Source organism: Teichococcus vastitatis (assembly GCF_003604215.1).
In the GTDB taxonomy this organism is placed as follows: Bacteria; Pseudomonadota; Alphaproteobacteria; order Acetobacterales; family Acetobacteraceae; genus Pseudoroseomonas; species Pseudoroseomonas vastitatis.
In genome coordinates this window covers 164,121-182,164 of sequence record NZ_QXGS01000001.1, presented here as the reverse complement: position 1 = coordinate 182,164, position 18,044 = coordinate 164,121, and the positions used below count along the sequence as shown (strand labels likewise).

Genomic DNA, 18,044 nt, shown 5'->3' with positions numbered 1-18,044 from the left:
GCAGCTGGATCACCCCGCCATGCGCCTCGGCCGCCGTGCCACATTGCTGCTTCCGGTTCTGCTGGCCGGCCGCGCCCGTGCCGCCCCGGACGACACGGCGCTGCGCGGGTTGAACCGCGCCGTGGTGGAGCAGGTGCTGCTGCCCGGCTACCGGCGTTTCACCGCCGTCACCGCCAATGTCACGGCCCGGCTCGATGCGCTGTCACGCGCGCCGGGCGACGCCGCGGCGCTGGCATCGGCGCAGCAGGGCTTCGCCGATACGCAACTCGCCTGGGAAGCGGTGCAGCCCGTTCGCTCCGGACCGGCGGACCTGTTCAGCCGCCATGCGCGGATCCAGTTCTGGCCGGACCCGCAGGACCGGGTCAGCCGGGATCTGGCGCGTGCCATCGCCAACCGGGATACCAGCCTGCTGGAAATCCGCTCCAACGCGCTCAATGCCGTCACCGTGCAGGGCCTGCCGGCGCTGGAGCGGCTGTTGTTCGATCCGGGAGCGGCCGAGGCCCTGGCGGCCGGCGATGCCGGGGCCGGCTACCGTGCCGCGCTGCTGCGGGCGATCGGCGGCAATCTCGCCGCCCTGGGCCGCGACCTCTTGGGCGGCTGGACCGGGGGCGAAACGCCGCATGCCGCGGCGCTGACCGAGCCGCGCGTCCCCTATGCCACGCCGCAGGATGCGACGCGGGAATTGCTGCGCATCGTGATCGGTGCCGTGGCCGTCGTGGCGGATCGCAAGCTCGGCCCCGCGCTGGCCACCTCGGCCGCGGAAGCCCAGCCGCGCTGGCTGGAATGCTGGCGCAGCCGCCTGTCCGGGCGTGCGATCCAGGCCAACCTCGATGCCGCCGCGGCCATGCTGGGGCAGGGCTTCTGCCCGGTGCTGGAGGGCGGCGGCGAGGCCTCGCTGGCCGCCACGCTGCGCCGCGCCGCGGAGGAGCTGCAGCAAAGCGCCGCCGCCCTGCCGCCGGTGCTGGAGGACGCGATCACGGATCCGGCGCAGCGCACGGTGCCCGAGCGCCTGCAGGGACAGGCGGCGGGGCTGCGAATCCTGCTGGCCCAGCGACTGCCGCCGGCCCTGGGCCTAGCTGGCTCCGGCGAGTTGCAAGGCGATCCGATCGATGCACCACTGCCTTGAGTGGGGCCGGGCCGTGGTAATATTTTGCATCGCAGCATGGAGGCGTTAGGAGAGGACCACCAGATGCCCGCGGAGCTTGAGCGGAAACCCGACGATGAACAGCCATCCCAGCATGACCCCGCAGGCCCCGGCCGGCCTCGAAGACCTGTTCGCCGGATATCAGCGCTTCCGCGCCGAGGTCTGGCCCGAGCGCCGCAAGCTGTTCGAAGCCCTGGCCCGGGACGGGCAGAGCCCGCGGGCCCTGGTGATCGCCTGTTCCGACAGCCGGGTGGACCCGGCCATGGTATTCAACGCGGCGCCGGGCGAATTGTTCATCGTGCGCAACGTCGCCAACCTGGTGCCGCCCTATAAGCCGGATGGCGATTACCACGGCACGTCGGCGGCCATCGAATTCGCCGTGTGCGTGCTGGAGGTGCCGCGGATCATTGTGCTCGGCCATGCCATGTGCGGCGGCGTGAGGGCGCTGTTGAACGGTTTTCCGGATGGCACCCGTGACTTCGTGCAGCCGTGGATGACCGGCATCGCTGCCGAGGCGCGGCGCCGCACCCTGGCCTGCACCCCGGTTGAGGCCGAGGAGGCCCAGGCGCAATGCGAGCTGGAAACAGTGAAGCTGTCGCTGCGGAACCTGCTGACCTTTCCCTTCGTGGCGGAGCGGATCGCCTCCGGCAGCCTGACGCTGCATGGCGGCTCCTTCGACATCCGCACCGGTCTCTGGTCGCGGCTGGTGGATGGGCAGTTCACGCCCATCGCCTGAATCGGCCATGATTCCGCCGCATGCGCGGGCTCTGATCCGTCAGCGGACGGCGAAGGCGAAGCCGATTGCCAGCTTGACCGTGGCTGTGCAACCGTCGGATCCGATCGACGTTGCGCGATCAATCCCTGCTACGCACCGCACCGTTTTTTGCTCCAGGAGATCGGGCCACCGTGACTCGCCGCGAAGCCTTGCTGGCCACCTTGTCGCTTCCCGCCTTGACCTTGGCCGCTTATCCGGGCCGCGCGGCGGCGCCCCAGCCCGCGGCCAGTCCGGAACCGACGCGCTTCGAGGCCGGCACGGTGCACGACATCGCGCGGCAGATCGCCCAGGTGCCGTTCAAGGCGCCGCCCGAGGATCTGCCGGCGGTGCTGAACGACCTGACCTACGACCAGTACCGCGACATCCGCTTCAATCCCGACCGGGCGTTCTGGCGGCAGGACGGGCTGCCCTTCCAGATGCAGCTGTTTCATCGCGGGTTCCTCTACAAGCCGAAGATCGACGTGTACGAGGTGCGGGACGGCATGGCCCATCCCGTGCTGTACGACCCGAATTTGTTTTCCTTCCAGAACCTGCAGCGCCCCGAGGCGGGCAATCTCGGCTTCGCCGGCTTCCGCCTGCATGCGCCGATCAACCAGCCCGATTATTTCGATGAGGTGTGCGCGTTTCTCGGGGCCAGCTATTTCCGCGCGGTGGCCAAGGCGCAGATCTACGGCCTGTCGGCGCGGGGCCTGGCGATCGGCACTGCGGATCCGAAGGGCGAGGAATTCCCGCTGTTCCGTGCCTTCTGGGTGGAGCGCCCGCGCCCCGGCGTGAACGCCGCGCAGGTGCATGCGCTGCTTGACAGCCCCTCCTGCGCCGCCGCCTTCCGCTTCGCCATCCGCCCCGGCGAGGTCACGGTGTTCGACGTAGAGGCCACCATCTTCCCGCGCAACGACATGCCGACGCCGGGCATCGCGCCGCTGACCAGCATGTTCTGGTTCTCGCCGATGAACCGGAGCGGGCGCGACGACTGGCGCCCGGCGGTGCATGATTCCGACGGGCTGCTGTTGTCCACCGGCCGCGGCGAGCGGATCTGGCGACCGCTGAACAACCCGCGCGACCTGCAGATCTCCTCCTTCGGCGACATCAATCCGCGCGGCTTCGGTCTCATGCAGCGCCGCCGCGAGTTCAGCAGCTACGAGGATCTGGAAGCACGCTACGAGAAGCGCCCGAGCCTGTGGATCGAGCCGATCGGCGACTGGGGGGAAGGTGTGGTGCAACTGGTGGAGATCCCCACCACGGGCGAGATCCATGACAACATTGTGGCCTATTGGCGGCCGAAGGAGCCGTTGCGCGCCAAGGGCGAGTATCGCTTCACCTACCGCATGCACTGGTGTGACGAGGCGCCGGTCGATCCGGCGCTGGCGCGCATCGCCGAGGCGCGTTCCGGCAGCAACTTCAACAAGAATGGCCGGCAGGTGGTGCTCGACTACAGGGGCGGCACGCTGGACAGGCTGCCGCAGGATGCCGCGGTCGAAGTCGTGGTCGCCACGGATCGCGGCGAGGTCCGTCATGCGGTGGCGCACCGCAACCCGGAAACCGGCGGCTGGCGCCTGAGCTTCGAACTGATCCTCGGCAATGAGCGGGTGGCGGAGCTGCGCGCCGAGCTGAGGCATAATGGCAGGCCGCTGGCCGAGACGATGCTGTACCGATGGACGGCCTGAAGCCCGGGGGCGGCTGGCGCGCCCTTCCGCCCGAAGCGCCGCTGGAGATGCCCGTGCAATCGCTGCGGCAGCGCCCGGTGCGGCGCGCGGGCGGGATCGCGTCCCGACCCGCCGCGATGTGGCTGCGCCGGCTGCTGGTGATCGGTGCCGCCATCGTGCTGACCATCTATGGCGCCCGCGAGATGTGGCTGGTGCTCGGCAGCGGCAATCCTACGCCGCTGCAGGGCTTCGTGCTGGTGCTGTTCGTGGTGCTGTTCGCCTGGATCGCCCTGTCCTTCACCAGCGCCTGCTGCGGCTTCGTCCGCCTGCTGCTGGGGCCTGACCGCCGGCTGGGCATTGCGCCGGATGGCCCGCCGCCGATGCCCGGCGTCAGAACCGCGCTGCTGATGCCGACCTACAACGAGGATCCGGCGCGCATCATGGCCGGCCTGCAGGCGATCCACGAATCGCTGGCGGCCACGCACGCGCTGGCCCGTTTCGACATCTTCATCCTGAGTGACAGCACCGAGCCTGCCGCCTGGATCGCCGAGGAAGCCGCCTACCTGTCCCTGCGCGAGCGGACAGGGGAGGCGGGCAACATTTTCTATCGCCGCCGCCCGAAGAACATCGAGCGCAAGGCCGGCAACATCGCCGAATGGGTACGGCGGTGGGGCGGGGCTTATCCGCAGATGCTGGTGCTCGACGCCGACAGCGTCATGGACGCCGACACCATCCTGCGCCTGGCCGATGCCATGCAGCGGCACCCGGATGTGGGGCTGATCCAGACCCTGCCGATCATCGCCGGCGGCAACACGCTGTTCGCGCGGATGCAGCAATTCGCCGGCCGCGTCTACGGCCCGCTGATCGCCGAGGGCATCGCCTGGTGGCACGGCTCCGAAGGCAATTACTGGGGCCACAACGCCATCATCCGCACCGAGGCCTTCGCCACCGCCGCCGGTCTGCCGGAGCTGCACGGCCGCAAGCCGTTCGGCGGCCACATCCTGAGCCATGATTTCGTCGAGGCGGCCTTGCTGCGCCGCGCCGGCTGGGCGGTGCACATGGTGCCGTGGCTACGCGGCACCTATGAGGAAAGCCCGCCCTCCCTGATGGACCTCGCGATCCGCGACCGGCGCTGGTGCCAGGGGAATCTGCAGCACGCCGCGGTGCTGCCGGCGCGCGGCCTGCACTGGGTCAGCCGGCTGCACCTGTTGACCGGCATTGGTTCCTACATCACCGCGCCCATCTGGCTGGTGTTCCTGGCGTGCGGCGTGCTGCTCGCCATCCAGGCGCGCTTCATCCGCCCGGAATACTTCCCGGCCGGTCCGGCACTGTTCCCGGACTGGCCGGTGGTGGATCCGGTGCGCGCCATGTGGGTGTTCATCGGCACCATGAGCCTGCTGCTGCTGCCCAAGGTGATGGCGTGGTTCGCGCTGCTGTTCCACAGCCGCGACCGGCGCGGCAGCGGCGGCGCTATCCGCGCCTTTCTGTCCATGCTGCTGGAAACGCTGGTCGCGGGCCTGCTGGCGCCGGTCACCATGCTGACCCAGTCGGCGGACGTGTTCTCCATCCTGATGGGGCGGGATTCCGGCTGGAATGCGCAGCGGCGCGACGACGGCTCCGTGCCGTTCGGCCAGGTGGCGCGGCTGTACTGGAAGCATACCGCCTTTGGCCTGATCTTCGGTGCCGCCGCGTGGCTGGTTTCACCCTACCTGGCCTTGTGGATGTCGCCGGTGGTGCTGGGCCTGGCATTGGCGATCCCGCTCGCGGCCTGGACCGCACGGCGCGGCGTCGGCGTCGGGCTGCGGCGCCTCGGGCTGTTGTTGACCCCGGAAGAAGCGGCGACGCCGCCGGTTCTGGCGCGGGCCCGTGCCCTGCTGGCGGAATGGCGGGACGTCGCGGGCGAGGCGGAAGTGGCACGCTTGTTCCGCGAGCCGGCCTTGCTGGACGCGCATCGCCGCATGCTGCCGCCGCCGCGACGGCCCCGGTTCGACCCAATCGACGCTTCGCTGCTGATCGGCCTTGCCAAGCTGGAGGAGGCGGAGACCCTGCGCGAGGCGCTGTGCCTGCCGCGTGCCGAACTGGCGGCGGTGCTGGCCGATGCGGGGGGCATCGACCGCCTCGCGAAGCTGGCTGCGTCCGGCCCCTGATCCTGGTTCGCGGCGCGGCCGGTGGCGCCCGAAACCGCCAGGATCTAGGATGGCGCGTGTTTTTCCGGGCTCGACCTCGACATGCCGCCAGCCGCTCTCGATCCTGAAACCTATGTGTCGCAGCTTTATCGCCTGGCCTTGAAGCGCGAGCCGGATGCGGCGGGCCTGGCGCACTGGGTCGCCGAACTGGCCGGTGGCGGCGATCCCACGGCGGTGCTCGCGGGAATCCTGGGCAGCGAGGAGTTCCGCCTCGCCCAGGGTGTGCCCGCATGGACACCGCCACCCGCCCTGCTGGACGGGCTGGCGGAGGTGCTCGGCGACGAGCCGTTCACCATCGTCGATGTCGGTGCGCAGATGCTGGGCGAGCCGCACATCTACGAGCCGCTGCTGCGCGCCGGCATCCGCCACCGGGTGATCGGCTTCGAGCCGTTGCAGGATCGGATCACCGAGCGTGTCGCGGCGGAAGGCGGCGGTACGCTGCAGATGCTGCCCCATGCCGTTGGCGATGGTGCGCGGCACCGGCTGCACGTCAACAACGACGATGCGACCTCGTCACTGTTTCCGCTGAACCGGGCGCTGACCCAGCACTTCAACCACCTGAACACCCTGCGCACCGTGCGGGAGGAGGAGGTCGAGACCCGCCGCATGGACGAGGTGGTGCCGCCCGGGCCGGTGGATTTCCTCAAGCTCGACATCCAGGGTGCGGAGTTGATGGCGCTGGAAGGCGCCGGCGCCGTGCTCGGCCGCACCGCGCTGATCCACTGCGAGGTGGAGTTCTCCCCGATCTATCTCGGCCAGCCGCTGTTCCAGGACGTGGCCGCTCACCTGCGCATGCGGGGCTTCAGCTTCATCGATCTCACCTCCGAGGCGCGCTACAGCTATCAGGGAGCCGCCGGCGGCGTCTCGAACGACCGCCTGCTCTGGGGCGATGCCCTGTTTCTGCGCGATGAGGGCGGGGCGCGGGTCCTGGCGGCCCAGGCGCTGGCCGCCCTGCTGATCTATCGCAAGCCTGGGCTGGCGGAACATGTCACGCAGCAACTGGACGGCATCACGGGTGGCAGCCTGGCAGCCCGGTTCGCCGGCGGGTAGCGGCCCGGCCACTCTCGACAAGTGCCGGCCGCGGCCGCAGTTTGCTGTGCCTGACTGACACAGCATGGGAGGTCGCGATGCAGAACAGCGAAGAAATCTGGCGTCTGGTGGATGACCACAAGGACGCCTTTATCGCCCTGAGCGATCGCGTCTGGGACATGCCGGAGCTGGCCTATGCGGAGTTCCGCTCCTGCGCCGAACACAAGAAGGAGCTGGAGGCGCACGGCTTCCGCCTGACGGAAAACCTCGCCGGCATCCCGACCGCCCTGATGGGCGAGGCGGGCGAGGGTGGCCCGGTGATCGCCATCCTCGGCGAATATGACGCGCTGCCCGGACTGAGCCAGGCGGCCGGCGTTGCCGAGCGGCGCCCGCTGCCGGGGGATGGCTCCGGCCATGGCTGCGGCCATAACCTGCTCGGCTCCGGCGCGCTGCTCGCCGCCACGGCGGTGAAGGACTATCTGGAGAAGAACGGCATCAAGGGCCGGGTCCGCTATTACGGCTGCCCTGCCGAGGAGGGCGGCGCCGCCAAGGCCTTCATGGTGCGGGACGGCGCCTTCAAGGACGTGGACATCGCCATCTCCTGGCACCCGGCGCCTTTCGCCGCGGTGAACGAGGCGAAGTCGCTGGCCAACACCCGCATCGACTTCTCCTTTGTGGGCCGGTCCTCGCACGCCGCCGCGGCGCCGCATCTCGGCCGCTCCGCGCTGGATGCGGTGGAGCTGATGAATGTCGGCGTCAACTACATGCGCGAGCACATGCCCGCCGAGGCGCGCATCCACTACGCCTATCTCGATGCCGGCGGCATCGCGCCCAACGTGGTGCAGGGCACGGCCAAGGTGCGCTACCTGATCCGCGCCTCCGACCTGCCGATGCTGACCGGCCTGGTGGCGCGGGTGCGCAAGATCGCCGATGGCGCCGCGCTGATGACCGAGACCAGCGTCACCACACAGGTGGTCTCGGCAGTGTCCAACCTGCTCGGCAATACGCCGCTGGAGCGGGCGATGCAGAACAACATCGAGCGCCTCGGCCCGCCGCCCTTTGACGATGCCGACCGGGCGCTGGCCGCCGAATTCCAGAAGACCCTTTCGGACGAGGACATCGCCTCCGCTTTCCAGCGCATGGGCGTTCCGGTGCGGCGCGGCGTGCCGCTGGCCGACCAGATCATCCCGCTGGAGGCCAAGGGCGCGGCCATGGTGGGCTCCACCGACGTGGGCGACGTGTCCTGGGTGGTGCCGACGGTGCAGGCGCGCGGCGCCACCTACGCCATCGGCACGCCGGGCCATTCCTGGCAGCTGACGGCGCAGGGTCAGTCGCCGCTCGCGCACAAGGGCATGGTCCATGCCGCCAAGATCATGGCCGGGGTCGCCGTGGACGCGCTGAAGGACCCGGCGTTGATCGAGAAGGCGAAGGCCGACCTGAAGGCCCGCACCGATGCCAGCCCGTATGTCTGCCCGTTGCCGGATGACCTGACACCGCCGATCAAGATGGCATCTGTCTAACTGACCTGCCGCCAGGTTCGCTCCGGCGGCGGAATTTCATTGCCATGGTCAAGGTCGTGATCATAAGTTTGTGATCGCGAGCTGCCTGCCCAGGCGGACCGACATGTCCGCCGAAAACCGGCGCCTCTTTTGTTTCGGACGGGCCCGGACGGCACGGCCGTTCCGCCCTGCGGAGAACGAGCGTGCCAGCGACCCTGACCTACGCGGTGCCCCAGTCCTGGGGCGGCGGCTTCCTTGGCGACCTGACGCTGAACGGTGGCGATGCCGGGCTGAATGGCTGGATGGTGGCCTTCGATGCCGGCTTCGCCATCACCAACACATGGGGCGCCGAGATCGTCAGCCATGTCGGCACCCACTACGTCCTACGGAACCTCGGCTGGAATGCCGTGGTGCCGCCCGGCGGCAGCTTCTCTTTCGGCTTCCAGGGCAGCGGTGACAGCGCGGCCAGCGGCCTGGCTCTGAACGGCGCGGCGCAGGGCGGCACCACGCCGCCTCCCGAACCCGAGCCGCCGCCGGCGATCGGCGTCAGCGCCGGCAGTGCCGCCGAGGCGGAGGGGCCGCTGCATTTCACTATCAGCTTCGACAAGCCTTCGGCCATCCCGGTCACGGTGAGCTATGCCACGGCGGACGGCACGGCGCTGGCCGGATTGGATTACCGCACGGCTGGGGGCAGCCTGACCTTCGCACCAGGCGAAACCCGCAAAACCGTCAGCGTCACCCTGCTGAACGACGCGGCGCATGAGGGAACCGAGAGCCTGTCCCTGCTGCTGGCCAATCCGTCCGGGGCCACCCTGGCCGGAGGCGGGGTCGCCACCGGCACCATCCGGGACGATGATCCTCCGCCGGCGCCGCTGCCGGTGCTGTCTGTCTCCGACGCGGCAGGGCTTGAGGGCACACCGGACGCCGCCAGCGACGGAGTGGCGGCCGGCTTCTTCAGCACGCGCGGCAACCAGATCGTCGATGCCGCCGGGCAGGCCGTGAAGATCGCAGGCGTCAACTGGTTCGGTCTCGAATCCAGCAATCTGGCGCCGCACGGCCTCTGGGCACGCGGCTACAAGGAGATGATGGACCAGATGAAGGCGGAAGGCTTCAATGCCATCCGCCTGCCATTCTCCTCCGAATTGCTGCACACCACTCAAGTGCCGAATGGCATCGACTTCTCGAAGAACCCGGAGCTCGCCGGGCTGTCCGGCCTGGAGGTGATGGACAGGATCATCGACTACGCCGGCGAGATTGAGCTGCGCATCATCCTCGACCACCATCGCGGCAGCGCGGGCGCCGGCGCTTCGGACAATGGCCTGTGGTATGGCGGCGGCCACTCCGAGGCGCAGTGGATCGCGGATTGGGCGATGCTGGCGGCACGTTATGCCGGCGATGCCACGGTGATCGGCGCCGACCTGCACAACGAGCCCTACAATGGCAGCTGGGGCGACAACTCCGCCACCGACTGGGCCGCCGCGGCGGAGCGCGCCGGCAACGCCGCGTTGTCGGCCAATCCGGACTGGCTGATCTTCGTGGAAGGCATCGGCACCTACCAGGGCAACAGCTACTGGTGGGGCGGCAATCTGATGGGGGTGCGGGACCGGCCGGTGCAGCTCGATGTCGCCAACAAGCTGGTCTACTCGGCGCATGACTATCCGAATTCGATCTATGGCCAGAGCTGGTTCAGCGGCGGCGGCTGGGAAGGCCAGCTCACCGCCAAGTTCGACCAGATGTGGGGCTACATCTACAAGGAAGGCATCGCCCCCGTGTTCCTGGGCGAGTTCGGCAGCAAGCTCTCCGACCCCAAGGATCTGGTGTGGCTTGAGAAGCTGACCGCCTACCTCTCCGGCGATCTCGACGCCGACGGCGCGCACGACATCCCGGCCGGTGCCGAGGGGGTGAGCTGGACCTGGTGGTCATGGAACCCGAATTCCGGCGATACCGGAGGCATCCTGGCCGATGACTGGAGCACGGTGATCGGCGCCAAGACCGCCTGGCTGGACCCGCTGATGTTTGATCTCGACGGGGAGCCGGCCGGTGGCGGCTCCGCCGGCCCAGGTGGCCAGGCACTGCATTTCGCGGTGCAGCTCTCGGCCGCCGCCAGTCGCGACGTTTGGGTGGATTTTGCCACCATCGCCGGCAGCGCGGATGCCTCGGACTTCACTCCCGTGGCCGGCACGCTGCATTTCGCGCCGGGCGAGACCAGCAAAACGGTGGCGGTGGCGCTCACAGCCGATGTCCGGGTCGAGCCGGACGAGCAGTTCACCCTGCAACTCTCGAACCTGCGCGGCGCGGCGCCAGCCCAGCTGGCCGGAGCCGGCACCATCCGCAACGACGATGCGGCGGCCCCGCCTCTGGTGGAAGCGCCGCCCGTGGTGGTTCCGCCCGAGCCGCCAGCACCCTCTGGACTGGACGGCCGCTACAGCGTTGCCAATGCCTGGGGCGGCGGCTTTCAGGGCAGCGTGGCCGTGCAGAACCACGGGCCCGTCCCGGTGAATGGCTGGAGCCTGCGCCTCGACATGCCGTTCGAGATCACGCAGATCTGGAATGCCGAGATCGTCTCGCACGATGCGGCAGGCTACCTGATCCGCAACCTCGCCTGGAACGGCACGCTGGCGGATGAGCAGAGCGCCAGCTTCGGCTTCATCGGCACCGGGTCGGGCAGCGCGGCCCAGGTGGACCTGGTGTTCGGCTAGAGGATCTTCGCCTCGAAGGGCGGCAGCAGGTCGGGGGCGTCGAACTCCAGCACCCACAGGTCCGGATCGCGCCCGACCTGGCGCTGGACGTAGCTGTCCGCGTCGGGCTCGGGCACCGGGTTCTTGCCGGTGCCCCGGAGCCACGCGGCGTTGCCCTCCGCGTCGCGCGTCTGGCTCAGGACCACGCAGCCCTCGCGGCCGCGCAGCAGGCAGAGCACGCCTCCGGCATCGGGATCGCCCTTGCGCAGCACCATGCCGGAGCGGCCGGCGATATCGGCCAGACGCAGCGCCATCTGCGCCCAGAGCCCAGCCTTCACTTTCGGTTCCATGCCCACCAGGGTGACGCCGACGGCGGCCGATGCAAGCGGCAAAAACACCTTGCGGCGGCGCGGCTGCCGCGTCATCCACCGGCTGGCGGGAAGCCCAGGCGGAGAGCGGATCCATGGCGGCGAAGGAGCAGGTGCGGCTGAGCGAAGGCCAGCGCGCCTATGAGGCGAAGCGGGCGGCGAAGGCGGGTGTCAGCCTGGAGAAGTGGCTGTCGATGAAGGCGCAGGATCGCGAGAAGCTGGCCGCCGCCACGGCCAAGGCGGCCGAGCCGGCGAAGAAGCAGGGCTTCCTGGCGCGGCTGCTGGAGCGCGCGCAGCGTCCGATCGGCTGAGGCCGCTACAGCATCCGCCGCAGCGTGTCGTCGCGGCGGCCGAAATGGTGCCACAGCGCGGCGGATGCGTGCAGTGCCACCAGCAGAACCAGGGCCAGCGCCAGCATCTCGTGCCATGCCGACAGCACCGGCGCCCAGGCCTCGCTGCGGCCGATCGGGCTGGGGACCGGGATCACGCCCCAGGCCACCAGCGGAAAGCCCCAGGCATTGGTGGCCAGGAACCCCACCACCGGCTGCGCGATCAGCAGCGCGTACAGCGCCGCATGATTGGCAAAGGCGACGCCGTGCAGCACCGGCGGCAGCGGCGGGTGGACCGGCGGCGGCGGATGGCGCCGGCGCCAGGCCAGCCGCGCCAGGGTCAGCAGCAGCAGGGTCAGGCCGAGGCTTTCATGGATGTTGTAGAGCCTGAGCTTGAAGGCCTCGTCCGCCGGCTCGAACCGGCCGATCCAGAGGCCGAGCACCGCCAGGGACAGCACGGCCGCCACGGTGATCCAGTGCAGCCAGCGCGCCGTGCGTGTGTAGCGCATCGCATCCTCCCCGACGCCACGCCCGCCGGGCGGCGCCGGTGATCGCAGCGCATGCCGATTGGAGTGTCGACCCTCGTAAGAATTGGGTGACACTGGCCCGGCGCAAGGAGGGGGTCTGGCAGGCAGCCGCGCCGCGCCCGGTCGGCGATCCGGCCGTCCTGCTCGCCGCGCTGCTGCGGGACGCGGATGCGGTGGTGCTCGGCCTCGACCTGCCCCTGGGCCTGCCGCGCGGCTTCGCGGCGGGGCGGCCGGAGCCGGACTTCCCGCGCTTCCTGCACGGGCTGGGCGCCGAGGATCCCTTCTTCCAGGTCAATGCCGGGTTGGACACGGTGTCGCCGGGGCGCCCCTTCTACCCGTTGCGCGGGGTGCGCGGCATGACGCGCGCGGCCCATGCGGCGGCGCTGGGCCTGCCGGACGCGGCGGCACTGAACCGCTGGTGCGACCGCGCCACCGCCGAACGCCCGGCCGGCGCGCCGTTGTTCTGGACGCTCGGGGCCAACCAGACCGGCAAGGCGGCGATTGCCGCCTGGCGCGGCTGGCTCTGCCCGGCATTGCGGGCCGGGGCGCCGCTGCGGCTCTGGCCCTTCGGCGGAGGCGTGCGGGAGTTGCTGGCGCCGGGCGCCGCCGTGCTGGCCGAGGTATATCCGGCCGAGGCGCTGCGGCACCTCGGTGTTGTGTTGTCCGGCAGCAAGCGGGCCCGCGAAGCCCGGCGCGCCGCGGGGCCGTCCCTGTGCCTGGCCATGCACTGCCTCGGCGTGCGGGCGGAGCCTGCGCTGCGGCAGGCGCTGGAGGATGGCTTCGGCACCGACGCCTTTGGCGAGGACCGCTTCGACAGCCTACTCGGGCTGCTCTGCGTGATCGGCGTGCTGGAGGGCGTCCGGCCGGATTTCGTGCCGGACGATCCCTGGGTGCGGCGCTGGGAAGGCTGGGTGCTGGGCCAGACCGCCTTGCCGCGGACCTGACCCAGGCCCCGGCCGCTCAATCCTTGTAGAGTCCCGCGGCGCGGGCCGCTTGCGTCGCCAATGCCACCGAAAGATCCAGCGTCGGTGTCTCCACCCCCGCCATGCGGGCCAGCTCCAGCGGCACCCGGAACAGCGCATCCACCTCCATCGGTCGTCCCAGCTCCAGGTCCTGCAGGATGGAGGGCTTGTGGGAAATCTTGGCCGAGCCGGCGAGGCGCTTCTCGAGATCGAACTCGAAGCCCTGTCCCAGCGCCGCGGCGATCGCCATGCTTTCTCCCATGGCCCGGCGGATCGCGCCGCGGACGGCCGGGTCGGACAAGGTGCCGGACATGCCCTGGCGCGACAGGATGGTGAAGGGTCCCTGCGATAGGTTGCCCATCAGCTTCATCCAGACCTCGCGGCGGATCTCCGCCGTGACCTCGCCGGAGATGCCGCCCTTGCTCAAATAAGCGGCAATGGCGCGGGCGCGGGGGCTGTCCCGCCCGTCCACCTCGCCCAGGATGACGCGGTTGTTGGCGTGTTCCACCAGCACCTGCCCGGGTTCGGTGACGGTGCAGGCGGAATACACCACGCCGCCCAGGGTGCGGTCGACGCCGATGGCGTTGCGCAGCGCGTCGCCGGGATCGATGACGGGCAGGCGGCGGCCGTCCAGCGCGCCGCCATGCCGGTCGAAATACCACCACGGGATGCCGTTCATCACGAAGGCCACGGTTGTGTCGGGCCGCAGCAGCGGCGCGATCGCCTCAGCCACCTGCGGCAGCGCCGGCGCCTTCACCGTGACGATCACCGCGTCCTGCGGTCCCAGCTCGGCCGCCGTGCCCGCCTTCGGACGCACGCTGTGGGTGCCGTCCGGCGCCCGGATGGTCAGGCCGCGGGCACGGATCGCTTCCAGCTGCGCGCCGCGCGCGACCACGCTGGTTTCCGCGCCGCCGAGGGCCAGGCGGGCCGCCACATGGCCGCCGATCGCGCCGGCGCCGAACACACAGATCTTCATGATGGCAACATCGTCCTCGCTTCAGGTGCCGCCGGTTCAAGCAGGAACGGGGCCAGAACGGCACCGGGACCCGGCGGGTTGGGGGCCTTGGGCGGCCCCGACAGGAAACATGGATCAGGCGCGGCGGGAGAGCAGCTCCAGCGCCACGCGGGACAGCGCCTCGACGCCGGCCGGCAGGCACCCCTCGTCCGGCTGGTAGAAGGCGTTGTGCAGCCGATCCTGCCGGCCCGGCGCGGAGGAGCCGATGCGCAGCTGCGCCGATGGCACCCGTTCGGCGAAGGCGGCGAAATCCTCGGAACCCATGGAGGCTTCGCCTTCCTCGACCCGCGCCTCGCCGAACTGGGCGCGCAGCGCCGCCACGGCCGGGTCCAGCACCCGGTCGTCATTGACCAGCGCCGAGATCATCCGCCGGTAGCTCAGCGTCGCCTGGACCCTGAGGCCGGTTTCGATGCCGCTGACCAGCCGGCGCAGTGCCGCCTCGGCGATGTTGCGGGCTTCGGCGTGCAGGGTGCGCACGGTGCCCTTCAGCTGAACGCGCTCGGGGATGATGTTGTAGGTGGTGCCGCCGACGGACTGGCCGATGGTCACCACTACCGGCTGCAAGGGAGGCACCTCGCGGCTGACCACCGTCTGCGCCTGGGTGACGAAATGCGCCGCCGCCACGATCGGATCGACCGCCGCGTAAGGATGCGCCGCGTGGCCCGACTTGCCCCGCAAATCGAGGTCGAACAGGTCCGACGCGGCCAGGGCCGGGCCGCGCACGAAGCCGAAGGTGCCGGACGGCATGTCCGGATGGTTGTGGAAGCCTACCGCCATGTCGACGCCCTCGGCCGCGCCGTCGGCGATCATGGCGGCGGCGCCTTCCAGCGTTTCCTCGGCCGGCTGGAACACCAGCACGATGCGGCCACCCAACTGGGGGGCCAGGCCCTTCAGCACGGCGGCAACGCCCAGCAGGGTGGTGGTGTGCAGGTCATGGCCGCAGGCATGCATCTGACCCGGAACGGTGCTGGCGAAATCAAGGCCGGTTTCCTCGTGGATCGGCAACGCGTCCATGTCGGCGCGCAGCGCCAGCGTTGGGCCGGGCAGCCCGCCTTCGATGATGCCGAGCACGCCGGTGCGGCCGATGCCCGTGCGGTGTGGAATGCCGAGCCGTGCCAGTTCCGCCGCCACAATGCCCGCGGTCCGGGTTTCGGCGAAGGCGAGTTCCGGATGCGCGTGAAGGTCGCGGCGCAGGGCGGTCATCCAGGGGATCAGGGCCGATGCTTCCTGGTTCAGGCGGGTCACGGGATCATTGATCAAAAATTCGCTTGGCATCGTTCTCGACTTTTCATTGGGAACCCGGGCCTCACATGGCAAACAGCATCATTGCGCCGCAGCATCCATAAACTTTCAGCAAGCTGACGCGGCCGACTTGCTCCCGGGCATCGCGGTGCCATAGGTTGCCGGCGATCGCGTCTGAGGGGGAGGGGCGAAATCGCGGGCCACCGCAATGCTTTGCCGCGAAAGCGGACCAGCATGCGCTGGTAGGGCTACACGATCCGCAGAGATCGGCCAGGCTCGTCGCTGCGTCGCACCAGTGCCACCTGTCGTCATCACGAGCAGAGCTTCCCCGTTCGGGCGAAGAACGACCCTTATCGGATGATCGGACCACCCGACGATACTAGCCGGGCGACCCGACATCCTGCACTGTTGGACAGGGTGCGTGCTTGCACGCAGGGTTCCAAGAAAGGACTGGCATGAGGATCAATGCAAAAGACTTCTGGTCGGGGATATTGCTGCTGACGCTGGCCGGCGTGGGCCTTTGGCTGAACTTGGACCACACGCTTGGCTCCGCCCGCCGCATGGGCCCCGGCTACATGCCGATGATGACCTTCTGGGTACTCTTGGGGCTTGGCGCGATTGTTCTCGGGATCTCGTTCTTCAGCGGCCAGGATTCGCTGGAGAGATGGGCCAAGCTGGACTTCGTCACTCTCTTCGTCGGCATCGGCGTCACGCTGGGCGCCTATCCGATCATCGCCGCGGTGCCGGCCCTGACCAACAACTGGTACCCGCTCGGCATCGCGCTGATGCTGGGGCTCGGCGTGATGGCGGTCAGCCCCGGATGGCGCAAGTTGGCCCTGGTGCTGGCCGGCATGACGGTGTTCGGCATCCTGCTCGACCAGGGCGGTCTGATGCTGGCGCTGGCGGCCCTGATCGTGGTGGCGGCTTTCGCCGATCCGACGCATCGCCCGCTCGGCGTGCTGGGCTGCATCGTGTTTCTGCTCGTGCTGTGCTGGTGGGTGTTCATTTACGAACTGGATATCCGCGTCAACGTTTGGCCGGTTTTCTGAGGGCGCGAGACCATGGACCTGCTTTTCGCCAATCTGGCACATGGCTTCGGCGTTGCGCTGAGCTTCGACAACCTCTTCTTCGCGCTGCTGGGCGCCCTGATCGGCACGGCGATCGGCGTGCTGCCGGGCATCGGCCCGGTGGCCACCATCTCGCTGCTGCTGCCGATCACCTTCGGCCAGCCGGCCACCACGGCCATCATCATGCTCGCCGGCATCTATTACGGCGCGCAGTATGGCGGCTCCACCACGGCCATCCTGCTCAACCTTCCCGGTGAGGTGTCGTCCGTCGTCACCACGCTGGAAGGCTACAAGATGGCGCGCAACGGCCGTGCGGGCGCGGCGCTGGCCATCGCGGCGCTCGGCTCCTTCTTCGCCGGCTCGGTGGCCACCATCCTGGTGGCGGCCTCGGGGCCGTTGCTGACGGAGGTGGCGCTGAGCTTCGGGCCGGCCGACTACTTCTCCCTAATGCTGCTCGGATTGATCATCTCGGCCGTGCTGGCGCAGGGTTCGGTGATCAAGTCGGTCGGCATGGTGGTGTTCGGCGTGGCCCTCGGCTTGGTCGGCACCGACGTGCAGACTGGCCAGCAGCGCTTCACCTTCGGCGTGCCGGAACTCTCGGACGGGCTGAACTTCGCCGCCATCGCCATGGGCGTGTTCGGCATCGCCGAGATCATCCTGAACTTGGAGCGGCCCGAGGTGCGCGAAGTGCTGACCACCAAGGTGGGCAGCATGTTCCTCACCAAGGAGGAATGGAAGCGCGCCACCCCGTCGGTGCTGCGCGGCACCCTGATCGGCTCGGCGCTCGGCATCCTGCCGGGCGGCGGCGCCTCGCTGGCCTCCTTCGGCTCCTACATGATGGAGCGGAAGATGTCGAAGGGCCGCGCCGAGTTCGGCAACGGCGCCATCGAGGGCGTCGCCGGCCCGGAGGCGGCCAACAACGCCGCGGCGCAGACCTCCTTCATCCCGCTGCTGACGCTGGGCATTCCGTCCAACGCGGTGATGGCGCTGATGGTGGGCGCGCTGATCATCCAGGGCATCCAGCCCGGCCCGCGCATGGTGGAATCGCAGCCCGACCTATTCTGGGGCCTGATCTGCTCTATGTGGATCGGCAATGCGATGCTGCTGGTCATCAACCTGCCCTTGATCGGCATGTGGGTGAAGCTGCTGCAGGTGCCCTACAAGTACATGTACCCGGCGATCCTGTCGTTCTGCGCGATCGGCGTGTATTCCATCAACAACAACGTCTTCGACGTGTACCAGACGGTGTTCTTCGCCATTCTCGGCTACACCTTCTCCAAGCTGAAGATGGAGCCGGCGCCGCTGCTGGTCGGCTTCGTGCTCGGGCCGATGATGGAGGAGCACCTGCGCCGCGCCATGCTGCTGTCCCGCGGCGATCCGTCAGTCTTCATCGAGCGGCCGATCTCGGCCGTGCTGCTACTGATCGCGACGCTGGCGCTCGGCCTGATGCTGCTGCCCGGCCTGCGCAAGAAAAAGGAAGCCGCCATGGCGGGCTGAGCCTGCTGACCAATTGGCCCTGATGGGGCAAGTCGGTTAAATTAAGGAGCCGTTCCGGCCGCAGGGCCGGAACGGCTTTTACT

Annotated in this window: 15 protein-coding genes; 11 read left to right on the top strand and 4 right to left on the bottom strand. The window is 69.3% G+C overall.

The genetic code is table 11. The features are described 5' to 3' along the window. Positions 1–19: 19 nt before the first annotated feature. From D2K64_RS00855 to D2K64_RS00825, 7 genes are all read left to right on the top strand, one after another. A complete protein-coding gene (locus D2K64_RS00855) occupies positions 20–1,126 on the top strand; it encodes an imelysin family protein (RefSeq protein ID WP_120005720.1) in 1,107 nt (368 codons plus the stop codon). A gap of 94 nt (positions 1,127–1,220) precedes the next feature. Next, positions 1,221–1,880, top strand: coding sequence for a carbonic anhydrase (locus D2K64_RS00850; protein ID WP_238383931.1), 660 nt, complete (start codon positions 1,221–1,223; stop codon positions 1,878–1,880). A gap of 170 nt (positions 1,881–2,050) precedes the next feature. Further along, positions 2,051–3,583: a glucan biosynthesis protein gene (locus tag D2K64_RS00845; RefSeq protein WP_120005718.1), complete on the top strand. Its 1,533-nt coding sequence runs from the start codon at positions 2,051–2,053 to the stop codon at positions 3,581–3,583. Continuing rightward, positions 3,571–5,709: a glucans biosynthesis glucosyltransferase MdoH gene (mdoH, locus tag D2K64_RS00840; RefSeq protein ID WP_120005716.1), complete on the top strand. Its 2,139-nt coding sequence runs from the start codon at positions 3,571–3,573 to the stop codon at positions 5,707–5,709. The genes D2K64_RS00845 and mdoH overlap by 13 nt, the downstream gene beginning before the upstream one ends. A gap of 81 nt (positions 5,710–5,790) precedes the next feature. Then, positions 5,791–6,798 (top strand): FkbM family methyltransferase, encoded by a 1,008-nt coding sequence (locus D2K64_RS00835; protein ID WP_120005714.1) that lies wholly within the window; start codon positions 5,791–5,793, stop codon positions 6,796–6,798. 77 nt (positions 6,799–6,875) lie between these two features. Next, positions 6,876–8,297, top strand: a complete 1,422-nt coding sequence (locus tag D2K64_RS00830) for a M20 family metallopeptidase (RefSeq protein ID WP_120005711.1) — start codon at positions 6,876–6,878, stop codon at positions 8,295–8,297. Positions 8,298–8,479: 182 nt separating this feature from the next. Further along, on the top strand, positions 8,480–10,975 hold the full coding sequence (locus D2K64_RS00825; RefSeq protein ID WP_120005709.1) for a cellulase family glycosylhydrolase: 2,496 nt from the start codon (positions 8,480–8,482) through the stop codon (positions 10,973–10,975). On the opposite strand, the gene D2K64_RS00820 is transcribed toward D2K64_RS00825, so the two are convergent. Beyond that, positions 10,972–11,304, bottom strand: a complete 333-nt coding sequence (locus D2K64_RS00820) for a DUF1491 family protein (RefSeq protein ID WP_120006711.1) — start codon at positions 11,302–11,304, stop codon at positions 10,972–10,974. The genes D2K64_RS00825 and D2K64_RS00820 overlap by 4 nt on opposite strands. Positions 11,305–11,417: 113 nt before the next feature. Between D2K64_RS00820 and D2K64_RS00815 the strand changes: the two genes are divergently transcribed. Then, a complete protein-coding gene (locus tag D2K64_RS00815) occupies positions 11,418–11,633 on the top strand; it encodes a hypothetical protein (protein ID WP_120005707.1) in 216 nt (71 codons plus the stop codon). Between the two features lie 5 nt (positions 11,634–11,638). Here the strand turns inward: D2K64_RS00815 and D2K64_RS00810 are convergent, their stop codons facing one another. Further along, on the bottom strand, positions 11,639–12,160 hold the full coding sequence (locus D2K64_RS00810; protein WP_120005705.1) for a cytochrome b: 522 nt from the start codon (positions 12,158–12,160) through the stop codon (positions 11,639–11,641). Positions 12,161–12,246: 86 nt separating this feature from the next. On the opposite strand from D2K64_RS00810, the gene D2K64_RS00805 reads away from it, so the two are divergent. Continuing rightward, entirely contained in the window at positions 12,247–13,122 is an 876-nt protein-coding gene (locus D2K64_RS00805) for a hypothetical protein (protein WP_238383930.1), read from the top strand. Positions 13,123–13,138: 16 nt separating this feature from the next. Here D2K64_RS00805 and D2K64_RS00800 read toward each other — a convergent pair whose 3' ends face one another. Both D2K64_RS00800 and D2K64_RS00795 read right to left on the bottom strand, forming a co-directional pair. Next, positions 13,139–14,116: a ketopantoate reductase family protein gene (locus tag D2K64_RS00800; RefSeq protein WP_120005701.1), complete on the bottom strand. Its 978-nt coding sequence runs from the start codon at positions 14,114–14,116 to the stop codon at positions 13,139–13,141. 114 nt (positions 14,117–14,230) lie between these two features. Further along, positions 14,231–15,430, bottom strand: coding sequence for a M20 metallopeptidase family protein (locus D2K64_RS00795; RefSeq protein WP_120005699.1), 1,200 nt, complete (start codon positions 15,428–15,430; stop codon positions 14,231–14,233). 422 nt (positions 15,431–15,852) lie between these two features. Here D2K64_RS00795 and D2K64_RS00790 point away from each other — a divergent pair, with 422 nt between their 5' ends. Beyond that, positions 15,853–16,446 (top strand): hypothetical protein, encoded by a 594-nt coding sequence (locus tag D2K64_RS00790; protein WP_120005695.1) that lies wholly within the window; start codon positions 15,853–15,855, stop codon positions 16,444–16,446. Positions 16,447–16,458: 12 nt separating this feature from the next. Further along, positions 16,459–17,961, top strand: a complete 1,503-nt coding sequence (locus tag D2K64_RS00785) for a tripartite tricarboxylate transporter permease (protein WP_120005693.1) — start codon at positions 16,459–16,461, stop codon at positions 17,959–17,961. The last annotated feature ends 83 nt before the right edge of the window (positions 17,962–18,044 follow it).

Bases quoted from the DNA above. Each gene is read 5' to 3' on its own strand.
- D2K64_RS00820 (WP_120006711.1), bottom strand. From the start codon at position 11,304: ATGGAACCGAAAGTGAAGGCTGGGCTCTGGGCGCAGATGGCGCTGCGT.
- D2K64_RS00795 (WP_120005699.1), bottom strand. From the start codon at position 15,430: ATGCCAAGCGAATTTTTGATCAATGATCCCGTGACCCGCCTGAACCAG.
- D2K64_RS00835 (WP_120005714.1), top strand. From the start codon at position 5,791: ATGCCGCCAGCCGCTCTCGATCCTGAAACCTATGTGTCGCAGCTTTAT.
- mdoH (WP_120005716.1), top strand. From the start codon at position 3,571: ATGGACGGCCTGAAGCCCGGGGGCGGCTGGCGCGCCCTTCCGCCCGAA.
- D2K64_RS00815 (WP_120005707.1), top strand. From the start codon at position 11,418: ATGGCGGCGAAGGAGCAGGTGCGGCTGAGCGAAGGCCAGCGCGCCTAT.
- D2K64_RS00855 (WP_120005720.1), top strand. From the start codon at position 20: ATGCGCCTCGGCCGCCGTGCCACATTGCTGCTTCCGGTTCTGCTGGCC.
- D2K64_RS00790 (WP_120005695.1), top strand. From the start codon at position 15,853: ATGAGGATCAATGCAAAAGACTTCTGGTCGGGGATATTGCTGCTGACG.
- D2K64_RS00800 (WP_120005701.1), bottom strand. From the start codon at position 14,116: ATGAAGATCTGTGTGTTCGGCGCCGGCGCGATCGGCGGCCATGTGGCG.
- D2K64_RS00850 (WP_238383931.1), top strand. From the start codon at position 1,221: ATGAACAGCCATCCCAGCATGACCCCGCAGGCCCCGGCCGGCCTCGAA.
- D2K64_RS00785 (WP_120005693.1), top strand. From the start codon at position 16,459: ATGGACCTGCTTTTCGCCAATCTGGCACATGGCTTCGGCGTTGCGCTG.
- D2K64_RS00830 (WP_120005711.1), top strand. From the start codon at position 6,876: ATGCAGAACAGCGAAGAAATCTGGCGTCTGGTGGATGACCACAAGGAC.
- D2K64_RS00810 (WP_120005705.1), bottom strand. From the start codon at position 12,160: ATGCGCTACACACGCACGGCGCGCTGGCTGCACTGGATCACCGTGGCG.